Origin of the sequence: Paenibacillus durus, assembly GCF_000756615.1 — a bacterium.
GTDB classification, from domain to species: Bacteria; Bacillota; Bacilli; order Paenibacillales; family Paenibacillaceae; genus Paenibacillus_AQ; species Paenibacillus_AQ durus.
Genome location: NZ_CP009288.1, coordinates 2,404,219 through 2,416,093 on the forward strand (window position 1 = coordinate 2,404,219; position 11,875 = coordinate 2,416,093).

The window sequence follows — 11,875 nt, forward strand, 5'->3', positions numbered from 1 at the left end:
GACTTCCGCCTGTTTTCGCCTGCGGGAATTTGACAGTGGAACGTCCGAACAAGAATGTATAATGGAGGCGTAAGCGTCATGGAAATATTGAAAAAGCGGATTTTGGAGGAAGGGATTGTCGTTTCCGATCAGGTGTTGAAGCTGGACGGGCTGCTCAACCATCAGGTTGATCCCGAGCTGACAATGGAGATGGGACGGGAATTTGCGAAGCTCTTTGCAGAACAGGGAGTGACTCGTGTGGTTACCGTGGAATCCTCAGGTATTGCCGTTGCATTTGCCACCGCGTATGAATTGAAGGTGCCGCTTGTCTTTGCGCGCCGTAAGAAAACACTGCTGGCCGACCCTGACGCGCTGTGCGAGCGGGTTCCGTCGTTTACGAAGGGGATCGTCACGGACATAATGATTTCACGCCAATTTATTTCGCCCGAGGACAAAATTCTGTTCATCGACGATATTATCGCCAACGGCGATGCGGCACGCGGCCTGATCAAGATTATTCATCGCTCGGGAGCGGAGCTCGTCGGACTTGGGGTGGTTGTGGAAAAATGCTTTGAGGCCGGTGCCCGTACGATCCGCGAACAGGGTGTACGTCTGGAATCGCTTATAAAAATTAAGTCCCTTGCTGGCGGAAGAATCGAATTCGAGCAGTAATCTATCGGGTTACAAATCGTGACGAATCTGAGAACAATGCCTATTTTTATAACAATTGCTTTCCACCCCATACATTTTCATTTATAATAAAGTCAGACATAGGAGAGGAGGCGTCACAATGGGGAAAGAACCGGTGACAGAACAATTCTTTATTGATAAATTAACCGAGGCCAAGGATCACTTCGAGCGTGCGCTCGATTGCAAGCACACGGAGTTTGACGATCTGTATCCCTATATGATCGAACATCCTCAATTCTTTTGGTACAAACGCTATGTTGCTTGGTCTGAACTTCTGACTATCGCAGGCTTGTGTGAAGAACTGGACTTTGCCTGGAGAGAGAAGTTTACAGCCAAACAAGTAGAGTATCTGGAACAACGTGTGATGTCCGCAAAAGTTCTGGACTTCTGGTTTGAGAAGAATGAAGCGCTGATATAGGTCAAACACAAAGAGGTGCATAGATATGTGCATACCTCATTATTTAAATGAGACCCAATGATCTTTCATTGCGGTCTTTTTTATGTCATAATCCGATTCGGATACTTATGGATGGTGTTCCGGATGAGAGGAGAACTCCGCATGATCAGCGATGAGCAGTTGAATAAATACCGCGTTTCAGGTGAGAAGATCCGGGTCATTCGCGATGCTCTGGAGAGCAATGACGTTATCGGGATTGTTATTGCGTGGGACGACAGCCAGGTTATGATCCGCAGACCTAACCGGAGGGTGGTCAAGCTGGACCGGAATTATAGCTTTCAGCCCAACACCGAGCCGAGACGCAATATTTTTGGATAATGTGAGCAATGGACAAGTTCCAAAGCAGCACAGTTAAAATGGCTTTCGAGATAAAATCTCGAAAGCCATTTGTTTTTGGCAAGTTGTTTACTGTTTGCTCACATTCACTTACTCACATTCACTTACTCACCCAGACTTATCACTTGGGTCCGAGTTTTGTCCGATTCTAGATACTTTCAGCTGAGTACCATGTACGAGGTCCAGCAGCGCTTCATATAGAATATCCATTTCTTCATCCGTTCCAATCGTCACACGCAAATATTTATCGATCCTGGGCCTTGGAAAAAGACGCACGAAAATGTTCTGTCTCCGCAAAGCTTCATTTAGAATGTCGGCCTCTACCTTTGGGTGGGAGACTAACAAGAAATTCGTACTAGAGTCTACCACCTCAAATCCAGCTTGACGGAGGAGGGAGGTGATCCGGCTGCGGGTGGCTATAACGGTCTTAATATTTCGGGTGAACGTTTCCGTATCTTCAAGAGACGCTATGGCTCCCGCCTGTGCGATCCAGTCGACGGTGAAGCAGTTGATACAATCTCTGACGCGAATGAGCGCTTCAATTAAACTGCTGTGTCCCATAGCCAGCCCGATCCGCAGACCCGCCAGCGACCGCGATTTGGAGAATGTGCGGATAACGAGCAGGTTGTCATATTCCGAAATCAGTCCAATTGACGATTCTCCGCCAAAATCGATGTAGGCTTCATCTACAATAACCACCGCCTGCCGATTCCGTTTCACAAGGGCCTCAATATTCTCTAGGGGAATGGCTTTGCCAGTAGGGGCGTTGGGATTAGCCAGTATAACTCCGTCATTATTGGTGAAGAAGCCGTCAACCGGCACATCGAAGCTTTCTGTCAGCTGAACCGTCCTGTACGATACCCCGAACAGCTTGGCGTACACTTCATAGAAATTATACGTAATATCGGGAAAAAGAATCGTATCCCCCGGATCGAAAAAGGCCTTGAAGCAAAAAGCCAGAATTTCGTCGGACCCGTTGCCGGCAAAAATCTGTTCCGCCGGGATGCCGTAGTGGCGGCTGGCCGTTTCCCGTAAGCAGGAACAGTTCGGATCGGGATATAATCTCAGCTTGTCGGTAACGGCGGCTTTCATCGCATTCAGCACCTCGGGCGAAGGCGGGTAGGGATTCTCGTTCGTGTTTAATTTGACCAGTCTGCCTGCCCGGGGCTGCTCGCCCGGTACATACGGCGCAATCCCTTTGATCGTCTCACTCCAGTATTTGTTCATTGCCGCTCCTCCCAACTTCATAATCTGGCGAATGATGCGGATTCTCTATATATGTATATGTGCCAGGCGGACGCGGAGGAACCATGCCGATGAAAAGGGCGAGCTGCACAGCGTATGGAGAGACTTCATGAAGAAATGGGACGTTTTGTTATAAAAATAAAAAAAACAGCCCATCACTTCCGTGATCGGGCTGGTGCTATCATGATATTAATCCGGCAGAACAATCAGATGGATACAGCCATGTGGCCGGAACGCTCTTCCCGGGCTTGAATCGAGAACTCTCCGGCAAGTCCGAGATAGGCGCGCATTCTCAGCGTCATCTCCCGCCGGAAGCTCGGCCATTCAATCTGCATCTCTCCGGCAATACCCCGGCATTTGTACCCGGCTTCAACACCATGCTGATTTTGCCGAACGGTTGTAATAACCACATTTTGTGAATCAAGCTCACGCTTAACTTCCTGCAGCATAACTGCTGTCTTCTTGGCTCCGATGGAGACCATCTCCATATAGAGCTGTGGCATCTTAAATAGGCCGCTCTTCCCGATGGCTCGGCAGTCGCGTTCGAATACTTTATGAATAAACGTTAGCAGCAGATAGCTTCTGACAAGGGACAGTTCTTCCTGGGTTGCTTCCTGGTTACGCTTTGCAATTGTCGCCATCACAATCACCTCAAATGTAGTATGCGAACCTTTGTTCTTATTATACATCCGATTCATTCACGAAAGCAATATTTATACATTAATTTATGAAAAAATGTTATTTTAAAAAATGTGTTGACTGGTAGTTGTTATCATGGTATGATCTCTCTTGTGGCCGCGTAAGCGAGCCTCAACAAATACGCGGTCGTGGCGGAATTGGCAGACGCGCACGGTTCAGGTCCGTGTGGGCTAACCCCCCGTGGAGGTTCGAGTCCTCTCGACCGCACCACCTTAACAATGAACGAGCTCTTGAATTTGTCCTTGCGACGGTTCAGGAGCTTTTTGCTTGAGTGGGATTTGCAATGTATTGCTCATAACCTGAGCCGACGAAATCTTTGAGCTATAGTCAAGATGAGCATAAATGTTAGCCGTCGTGGAATAATGGCTATACCTCAGCCATTATTGAATTTCTTTCAGGCTGACACCATTTGCAAGTAATAAGCTCGCACAACTATGGCGAAGATCGTGGAAACGAATCCGTCTCAGACCGTGCTTCTTGAGCACGAGCGGAAAATGTTGCGTAATATATCCAGGCTTGATTCGATCTCCCAACTTGTCCACATAGATGTAATCTTCGTATTTGTATTGATAAGAATCTCTGAACAAGGCCCGATTTTTTTTGCTGCTCTTTCCAAAGCCGGAGCAGTAGTTCAAAAAAGACAGGTACGAGCGGCAGAGTACGATAGCTTGATTTGTTTTTTGCACGGTTCTTCTCCACGATGATCTGTTTCCCTTCATACGATACGGGAATAACGGTATGCCGAATAGATATGGTTTGAAGTTGAAAGTTAATGACATTCCATTTCAATCCGACAATCTCGCTTCTCCTAAGACCGTAGAACGCTGCCAAACATACCGCCAATTCAACAGGATCGTTCTTTACAACCTCGAATAACTGATTAAGCTCCTCGTTGGTATAATAGCTTCCGACAAATTGGTTTTTCTTGGGTCGATCAACTTTGTCAGCAGGGTTTGAATGAATCATATCTATCTTAAAAGCGTGTTGCAATGCCTGACGAATATTGGCATGGAAGTGCTGCATTGTGTTGGTGGTCAGTTTAAACTTTTTCAATACATACTGGTAGAAGTCGTGCAGATGCTTTGGTGTTCTTTCAGAAAAATTCTCTTCTCCCGAAAATAGGGGACAATCCTGGTTTTTACGGCAAAACTATAGGCTGCATGAGTTGTCACTTCCACCTGGTACTTCATCATTTCAAGCCATTCCAACATGAAATCGGCAAATAAAATGTCGTTCTCTTCTGTTTCCTCGGCTCCTCCGAGAAGTATTTCCTCAACCTTTTCTTCTTCAACCGCTTCGGAAGGGAGCTCAAAATTCCTGCGCGCGTCTAATAACATACCTTCAGCTTTTTTCTTATTGCCTTTCACTGGAAGACCAGTGGCGATCCACTTGTTTTTCCGCTTGCCGTTTTCATCTTTGTAATTCAATACAATGTAGAACTTGCCTTTCTTTTCTTGTAGTGGCCTGCTACCATAAACCTTATCCCTCCTTGGTTTAGCAGCCCAACCTTGCTACCATCTAACCGATCATGACGATTCAACCCGCCACAGGTTGATTTCAGCCAAAAGTAGTTCGCTCATGCCTGTCATTTCAGGCCGTCACAGCGCTTCCGCTTCGTTGCTTCTGTTATTCACAGTGGCTAGAGGAATGTACCTGAAACAGATTATATATGGAAATGTCAAAGAATATTATTTAGGCTCGACATCAACCTCATTAGTTGGTGTCTACATGTACTAAATGGGGATTTGTTCACGAAATGGCAACCGGTTTCTTATAGTTAACAGTGGTAATTATTATGAAAGTCATTTTTGTTGGATAAGACGAATTTGTCAAAGATAATAAGCCTCATGAATCTCTGCTTATACATCCCAAATTGTAGAGGAACGGAACAGACATACATACATAAGAAGCCTTCCAATGCTTTAAGAATGAAGTTGAAGGACGATAATTAGGTCTGCAAAATAAACTGTGGACCTTGTCATTTGACACCGGTAGATGACGTTTTTGTTAGCTGCCACTGCGGACATGAAAGTTGTGTACTGAGGACCGTACGTTCACGGAAGAGCAGGTCGTGCAAATCGTCGCTATTGCCTGTGAAGACCCCAAAGACTGCGGCCGTCCCATCAGTCACTGGACCCCGCGCGAAGTGCGCGACGAGGCAGTCAAGCGGGGCATTGTACCCGCGATTTCCGTCACCCAGGTCGGTCGTTTTTTAAAATGAGGCGGATCTTCGTCCCCATCGCTGCCAGGTTTGGCTGAACGCCAAGCCGGAAGAGCCAGCCCACTTTGCCGAGAAAACCCGGGAGATCTGCCGGGTCTACCACTGGCCCCCGCTTCTGCATACGCTGGGCGTACACGTCATTTCGCTGGACGAAATGACCGGCATTCAGGCGCTGGAGCGGCTTCACCCCACGTTGCCGATGAGGCCGGGCCTCATCGAACGGCGCGAATTTGAATATATTCGCCATGGTACGCTCAGCCTGATCGCCGGATTTGACATCGGCACGGGCCGGATCGCTGCCTCGTCGATGGCCCCCACCCGGGGAGAGACGGATTTTGCAAGATACGTCAAGCAATTGTTGGAGACCGATCCGCAAGGCGAATGGATCTTGATTGCGGATCGGTTGAATACGCACCAATCCGAGAGTCTGGTTCGGCTTGTGGCCGATTGTTGTGAGTTAGACGAATCGCTGGGTCAAAAGGGAATAAGCGGCGTACTCAAGTCTCAAGCTAGCCGGGCTGCCTTTCTGGCGGACCCTCGTCACCGCATCCGGTTTGTGTACACGCCGAAGCATTGCTCTTGGCTCAATCAGATTGAGATTTGGTTCAGTATTCTGGTGCGTCGGCTCCTGAAACGTAGTAGCTTTAAGAGTACACTCGATTTGCAAAAGCAGATTTGTCAGTTTATCGATTATTTCAATGAAACGATGGCTAAACCGTTCAAATGGACCCACCGGGGCAAGCCACTTTATGCCTGACTGTTGGGTTTATTGCGTTTGGATGTACTAGTACTCCATTGTATAGCAATTATGCCCCAAAAAAAGGGGGGGAACAGAAAGGGAGAGGTTATTTTTCTTCAAATTTTGTAGAAAAAGTGCTAAAAACCAGAGAAAAGATAGTTTTGAATATATTGACAAAAAATGACTTGTAAACTACTATTGTATTATTCGCTTCTCGGTAAATGAGGCTTTTTATTTGTATTTGCTGAAATCTATCAAGTTGTCAAGCCTTTTTTCTGAAAGTAAATTTTTCAAAATATTGAGGATGAGGAGAAGTGCAGTGGATATTATTATCGGACTTATTCTGGGGATAGTTGAAGGTTTAACCGAGTTTGCTCCTGTATCGTCAACCGGTCATTTGATTCTTGTCGGGCACTTGCTTGGTTTTGAGGGAACTGTACGTGCTTCAACATTTGAAATTGTAATTCAACTCGGATCTATAATGGCAGTTGCATTCTTGTTTTGGAGGCGGATATTAAGTATTTTAGGTATTCATATTGGAGCCGATAAAAGTGAGCAAAAATCAAAAGAAAAGCTTACCCTAATCCATATTATTATCGGGGCAATCCCATTTGGAATCGGCGGCGTGATTTTTTACGATTACATAAAAGAAGTACTTTTCAGTGCCCAAACGGTAGTCATTACATTAATTTTGGGCGGCGTTCTAATGATTGCTGCCGAAAAATTCAAACCAAAACATCCTGCAGCGGAAACTTTGGATCAAGTCACCTACAGGCAGGCCCTTATCGTAGGATTATTCCAATGTTTTGCTCTGATCCCCGGGTTCTCCAGATCGGGAGCTACCCTTTCTGGTGGACTGCTTTCAGGCATGAGCCACAAAACGGCCTCTGAGTTTACATTTATTATGGCGCTGCCGATTATGTTTGGAGCCTCATTAAAGGATCTAATTGAGAGTTGGGAGTATCTGTCTGCGGCTGACATCCCGCTTTTCATAACTGGATTTGTTACGGCATTCATCGTAGCAGCCATCGCCGTTAAATTTTTCTTACGTCTTATTAACCGTATCAAATTAATTCCATTTGCGATCTACCGTTTTGTTCTTGCGGCCTTGTTCTGGGTTTTTCTTCTTAATTAGCGTCTTTGGCACACAGTGTAACATATTTAGTTATCACCGACATCAATCTGGAGTTCTTTCTCTTTCTTGTGTTAGTAAATCTACTAAATCACAATGAGAAGAGTGGAGAGCTCTCTTTTTACACTTTTGACTATCAAAGAGAAGCATAGATACTAAATAGATAATAAATGAGATGATTTATGGTAGAAATAGAATAATGAATGGAAATTATTTCTTGGGAGCGTATATATGACGGCATTTCTTATCAAACAGGGAACAATGTTTATGATTCTGTATGGTTTTCAATTTTTGATTGGTACCTTTGTGGTCAAGCATAATTTAAGAGTTAATTATGCCAGGAAAATAGTTCATTTCATGTCGTTTATTACACCGATGGCTATCGAAGTCATTGTAAAATCCAGTACTGGATATAACGCACCCATTTTCATTGTCGGTTTGCTGCTGAACTGCCTGATCATGCTGATTTACATCAAGCCCATTCGGGAAAAAAGCGTATTTGTTCAACGAATGTTTACATCCTTTGACCGGCCGGAGGATCGTCCACACACACTTCTTTGGCTCAATACCCAGTTAGTCGCGGGATATATCGTATTAGCCCCCTGCTTTTTATTTTTTCAGAGTATAGGGTATGGGACTCTGGCTTTTATTCCGGTACTGATCAATGGCCTTGGTGACGGACTTGCCGAACCCGTAGGTATTCGTTTCGGCAAACATAAATACCGCGTCAATGCGCTGTTTACGAAAAAAAAATATACAAGAAGCATAGAGGGAAGCTTATGTGTTTTTTTGTCAGCGGTATTGCTGCTACTCGTATTCAGCAGTAGCTTTACCGGTATACAACTGATCGTGGCACTTCTTGTGCTTCCCATTGCTATGACCCTTGCGGAGGCATTTTCTCCGCATACTATAGACACCCCGTTTATACTTATCGTCGGCTATGCATTTTTATACATGATTCTTTCAATTGGTTAACAAGGAGAATTACATATGCTGCAGAGAGAATATGAAGTTGTTCCTATTAAATCAAGCTATGAATCGTTTATTAATTATAGTTATCTCATTATCGATCAAATTACCCGTCAGGCTGCTGTGGTCGATCCTGCATGGGACCTGGAACAGATTTGTTCCTTACTGAAGGAGAAGGAAGCAAATCTAGTTCAATTGTGGTTGACTCATTCTCATCGTGATCATGTTCATCTGGTGAAACCGTTGCTGGACCGTTTCCAGCCCAATGTTTACATGGGGGCAGCAGAGATTGAATTTTATAAGTACCATTGTGCCAATCTGTACCCGGTATATGATCAGAATGCCATTTTACTAGGGAATACGCTGATCTCGTGTGTTTGGACACCCGGCCACACAACGGGTTCCATTTGCTACTCACTAAGAGGCAGTTTATTTACAGGAGATACGATTTTTACTGAAGGCTGCGGGATCTGCACTGAACGGGGCGGAGATCCCCGGGCCATGTTTCACAGTATGCAAAAGATTAGGAGTCGAATCCATCCTGATGTTTTGGTGTATCCGGCTCACTCTTTTGGTGTAAGTCCGGGCCAGCCTCTCCGAAGCTTGCTTGAGAATAACATTTACTTCAACATTCCTGATGAAGAGCAATTCATCGCTTTCCGTATGCGGAGAAATCAACCTGACAGTAAAAGTTTCGTGTAAATAAACTAAAGGCGTAAAGATATGAAGGACAATATCATTTTTATGTTCTTGAGCCAGGGATATGCTCACGCTGGCAAGGAATTGTACAATCATAACCGGATATTTCGACATTGGATGCAGCATTTGGATACTGTGCTTCATCAGTTAAACGGGAGATCGGCTGTTGAGGAATTATAGTCCAGAAAGCATCTACACGGATAGGATATCGGTCCTTTTGGAACGCTTTCCAGCATGGTTAATAATCCAAGTAAAAGACAGGAAAACATCATGACAATGATGACGTCTTTTCATCAAGATGTGAAAAATGGACTATGTCATAGATAGTTATGCATATTCCAACGTAAAGGTGGGAAATGAGCAATTGTGGGCATATGTGTTTCCAGGGCAGGGTTCTCAAAAGGTAGGCATGGGAGAAGGTTTGTTTGATGAATTTCCGGCGCTAACAAGGCAAGCAGATAAGATTTTAGGGTACTCGATCAAAATGCTATGTTTATATGATCGTAATCAACAACTTAGTCTGACGCAATTTACTCAGCCTGCGCTGTTTACGGTTAATGCACTGGCTTATCTAAAGAAAATCAAGGAAACCGGAAGACAGCCCGATCTGGTAGCTGGACATAGTTTAGGGGAATACAATGCTCTCTTTGCCGCAGGTGTCTTCGACTTTGCCACAGGAGTAAAACTGGTGCAAAAAAGAGGGGAATTGATGAGTGAAGCTGCGAATGGAGGAATGGCAGCTGTCCTTGGGTTGACTGAAGAGAAGGTCAAGGCTATTTTGAACCAATATGGTTTAGAAGAATTAGATATTGCCAATATTAACTCCCCTACGCAGATTGTAATCGCAGGGCCGCTCGAAGCTATTGACTGTGCGAAGGCCGTATTTGAACAGTCCGGAGCAACAATGTATATACCGCTTAGAGTGAGCGGAGCCTTCCACTCAAGATATATGTTAGAGTCAAGCCGTCAATTTGAACGTTTTATGCAGGACACTTCATTTTCGAGTCCTGAGCTTACTGTAATCTCTAATTTTACCGCAAGACCATACAATCCAACCGAGATTAAGAAGAACCTTGTCCAGCAAATTACTCATCCGGTCAAATGGTGTGAGTCGGTCCAGGTTCTCACCGGTATGGGTGCAAAGGTGATTGAGGAAGTAGGCCCTGGCAATGTGCTGAGCAAGCTGGTGGCTACAATTCAAAGCGAGGCTGAACCGATTGTATTGCCTCCAGAATTTAAACCTGTGCCCAATTTCTTTCTATCGACTTCTCACAATGCTTCACAACAGGCAAAATCATTGGTTTCTGAGCACAGTGCGTACACTCAAGCACATCTTCTGGGGTCAGAACAATTTAAGCGGGATTACAATCTGAAGCTGGCTTATGTAACTGGTGCCATGTATAAGGGTATAGCTTCCAAAGAATTGGTAATTAAGGTTGGGCAAGCTGGAATGATGGGTTTTCTGGGCACAGGCGGTCTTGATATACAGCAAATAGAAGAGGACATTCAATATATACAAAAGCATTTAAAGGAAGGGCAAGCCTACGGAATGAATTTGCTCCATCAGATGAGCCGACCGGACCGGGAGGAGGAACTGGTCGATCTGCTCATTCGTAAAGGTGTTAATACCGTTGAAGCATCTGCATTTATGAGCATTACTCCCGCGCTAATCAAGTATCGGGCAGCCGGACTAAGACGCCTTGGTGACGGTAGCATTGCAGCAAGCAACCGCATCATTGCAAAGGTATCAAGGCCTGAGGTAGCGGAAGCTTTTCTAAATCCGGCTTCTGATTATTTGATTGAGAAAATGCTGCAGGAGCAGAAAATAACAACGGATCAAGCCGAAATGCTCCGAGCAATTCCCGTTGCGGAGGATTTATGTCTGGAATCTGACTCCGGCGGACACACCGACGCAGGAGTGGCTTATGTGATGCTCCCGGCAATTCTCCAACTTCGGGATCACATGATGAAAAAGCATGGTTACATTAAAAAAGTGAGAATCGGCGCTGCTGGCGGTATTGGTACACCAGCGGCAGCAGCGGCAGCTTTTTTGCTTGGCGCAGATTTTGTCGTAACCGGCTCAATCAATCAATGTACCGTCGAAGCGGGAACAAGTGATGCTGCCAAAGATTTGCTGCAGCAAATTAATATCCAGGATACGGAATATGCTCCAGCCGGAGATATGTTTGAAATTGGAGCCAAAGTGCAGGTACTGCGCAAAGGCGTGTTTTTCCCGGCAAGAGCCAATAAGTTATATGATCTGTACCGCCAGTATGATTCGCTGGATGAAATAAATGATAAGACAAAGCATCAAATTCAGGAAAAATATTTTAAACGCAGCTTTGAGGAAGTATACCGTCAGGTCATCCAATATCGTTCACCGGAAGAGATTCAAAAAGCGGAGCAAAATCCGAAATATAAAATGGCATTGATATTTAAATGGTATTTTGCCTACAGCTCAAAGCTTGCTTTAGAAGGAGCCGAAGGCCAACAGGTTGACTATCAGATTCACTGTGGCCCGGCTTTGGGAGCCTTTAATCAGTGGGTCAAGGGAACAGACTTGGAAAATTGGAAAAGTCGGCACGTTGATGATTTAGGCAATAAAATCATGGAGGGAGCCGCTCTTATATTGCAAGAGCGGCTGAAGAAATTTGCCATCGCAGTTGAAGGAGCTTAAAAGCTTAGCCGCAAAGATGATTTCAGGTTACA

General features: G+C 45.1%; 13 protein-coding genes, 1 tRNA gene and 1 pseudogene. 10 read left to right on the top strand and 5 right to left on the bottom strand.

The features are described from left to right. The first annotated feature begins 78 nt into the window (after nt 1-78). The 3 genes from PDUR_RS10745 (at nt 79) to PDUR_RS10755 (ending at nt 1,444) form a co-directional block, all read left to right on the top strand. A complete protein-coding gene (locus tag PDUR_RS10745) occupies nt 79-651 on the top strand; it encodes a xanthine phosphoribosyltransferase (RefSeq protein ID WP_042206274.1) in 573 nt (190 codons plus the stop codon). Between the two features lie 118 nt (nt 652-769). Further along, nucleotides 770-1,087, top strand: coding sequence for a hypothetical protein (locus PDUR_RS10750; RefSeq protein ID WP_025692155.1), 318 nt, complete (start codon nt 770-772; stop codon nt 1,085-1,087). 141 nt (nt 1,088-1,228) lie between these two features. Further along, complete coding sequence (locus tag PDUR_RS10755; RefSeq protein WP_042206275.1) at nt 1,229-1,444, top strand: hypothetical protein; 216 nt, start codon at nt 1,229-1,231, stop codon at nt 1,442-1,444. Nucleotides 1,445-1,570: 126 nt separating this feature from the next. Here the strand turns inward: PDUR_RS10755 and hisC are convergent, their stop codons facing one another. Together hisC and PDUR_RS10765 are read right to left on the bottom strand one after the other, a co-directional pair. After that, nucleotides 1,571-2,689 (bottom strand): histidinol-phosphate transaminase, encoded by a 1,119-nt coding sequence (hisC, locus tag PDUR_RS10760; RefSeq protein WP_081949469.1) that lies wholly within the window; start codon nt 2,687-2,689, stop codon nt 1,571-1,573. Between the two features lie 224 nt (nt 2,690-2,913). Then, nucleotides 2,914-3,348, bottom strand: coding sequence for a YhjD family protein (locus tag PDUR_RS10765; RefSeq protein WP_042209259.1), 435 nt, complete (start codon nt 3,346-3,348; stop codon nt 2,914-2,916). Nucleotides 3,349-3,528: 180 nt separating this feature from the next. Here PDUR_RS10765 and PDUR_RS10770 point away from each other — a divergent pair. Further along, a tRNA-Leu gene (locus PDUR_RS10770) sits at nt 3,529-3,616 on the top strand. A 170-nt stretch (nt 3,617-3,786) separates the two neighbouring features. Here the strand turns inward: PDUR_RS10770 and PDUR_RS29790 are convergent. The 3 genes and pseudogenes from PDUR_RS29790 to PDUR_RS29475 form a co-directional block, all read right to left on the bottom strand. Beyond that, nucleotides 3,787-4,185, bottom strand: coding sequence for a tyrosine-type recombinase/integrase (locus tag PDUR_RS29790; RefSeq protein WP_330217263.1), 399 nt, complete (start codon nt 4,183-4,185; stop codon nt 3,787-3,789). A 220-nt stretch (nt 4,186-4,405) separates the two neighbouring features. Then, nucleotides 4,406-4,459: pseudogene (locus PDUR_RS29795) on the bottom strand (hypothetical protein); the annotation flags it as partial. Further along, a complete protein-coding gene (locus PDUR_RS29475) occupies nt 4,456-4,833 on the bottom strand; it encodes a tyrosine-type recombinase/integrase (RefSeq protein WP_218918455.1) in 378 nt (125 codons plus the stop codon). The pseudogene PDUR_RS29795 and the gene PDUR_RS29475, both read right to left, overlap by 4 nt. 605 nt (nt 4,834-5,438) lie before the next feature. Here PDUR_RS29475 and PDUR_RS30205 point away from each other — a divergent pair. The 6 genes from PDUR_RS30205 to fabD all read left to right on the top strand — a co-directional run bounded on the left by PDUR_RS30205 (nt 5,439) and on the right by fabD (nt 11,843). Further along, complete coding sequence (locus tag PDUR_RS30205) at nt 5,439-5,627, top strand: helix-turn-helix domain-containing protein (RefSeq protein ID WP_330217256.1); 189 nt, start codon at nt 5,439-5,441, stop codon at nt 5,625-5,627. A gap of 145 nt (nt 5,628-5,772) precedes the next feature. Then, a complete protein-coding gene (locus PDUR_RS10780) occupies nt 5,773-6,384 on the top strand; it encodes a transposase (protein ID WP_269079213.1) in 612 nt (203 codons plus the stop codon). A 301-nt stretch (nt 6,385-6,685) separates the two neighbouring features. Beyond that, nucleotides 6,686-7,501 (top strand): undecaprenyl-diphosphate phosphatase, encoded by an 816-nt coding sequence (gene bacA, locus PDUR_RS10785; protein WP_233277523.1) that lies wholly within the window; start codon nt 6,686-6,688, stop codon nt 7,499-7,501. Nucleotides 7,502-7,729: 228 nt separating this feature from the next. Continuing rightward, nucleotides 7,730-8,473 carry a diacylglycerol/polyprenol kinase family protein gene (locus PDUR_RS10790; protein ID WP_042206277.1) on the top strand — a complete coding sequence of 248 codons (744 nt, stop codon included), beginning with the start codon at nt 7,730-7,732 and terminating at the stop codon, nt 8,471-8,473. Between the two features lie 15 nt (nt 8,474-8,488). Further along, nucleotides 8,489-9,169, top strand: coding sequence for an MBL fold metallo-hydrolase (locus tag PDUR_RS10795; protein WP_042206278.1), 681 nt, complete (start codon nt 8,489-8,491; stop codon nt 9,167-9,169). 304 nt (nt 9,170-9,473) lie between these two features. Then, on the top strand, nt 9,474-11,843 hold the full coding sequence (gene fabD, locus PDUR_RS10800) for an ACP S-malonyltransferase (RefSeq protein ID WP_081949471.1): 2,370 nt from the start codon (nt 9,474-9,476) through the stop codon (nt 11,841-11,843). The last annotated feature ends 32 nt before the right edge of the window (nt 11,844-11,875 follow it).

What these genes read in the sequence shown, in the direction of transcription:
- PDUR_RS10745 (WP_042206274.1), top strand. Translation starts at nt 79, where the DNA reads ATGGAAATATTGAAAAAGCGGATTTTGGAGGAAGGGATTGTCGTTTCC.
- PDUR_RS10750 (WP_025692155.1), top strand. Translation starts at nt 770, where the DNA reads ATGGGGAAAGAACCGGTGACAGAACAATTCTTTATTGATAAATTAACC.
- PDUR_RS10755 (WP_042206275.1), top strand. Translation starts at nt 1,229, where the DNA reads ATGATCAGCGATGAGCAGTTGAATAAATACCGCGTTTCAGGTGAGAAG.
- hisC (WP_081949469.1), bottom strand. Translation starts at nt 2,689, where the DNA reads ATGAACAAATACTGGAGTGAGACGATCAAAGGGATTGCGCCGTATGTA.
- PDUR_RS10765 (WP_042209259.1), bottom strand. Translation starts at nt 3,348, where the DNA reads ATGGCGACAATTGCAAAGCGTAACCAGGAAGCAACCCAGGAAGAACTG.
- PDUR_RS29790 (WP_330217263.1), bottom strand. Translation starts at nt 4,185, where the DNA reads ATGTCATTAACTTTCAACTTCAAACCATATCTATTCGGCATACCGTTA.
- PDUR_RS10790 (WP_042206277.1), top strand. Translation starts at nt 7,730, where the DNA reads ATGACGGCATTTCTTATCAAACAGGGAACAATGTTTATGATTCTGTAT.
- PDUR_RS10795 (WP_042206278.1), top strand. Translation starts at nt 8,489, where the DNA reads ATGCTGCAGAGAGAATATGAAGTTGTTCCTATTAAATCAAGCTATGAA.
- fabD (WP_081949471.1), top strand. Translation starts at nt 9,474, where the DNA reads ATGGACTATGTCATAGATAGTTATGCATATTCCAACGTAAAGGTGGGA.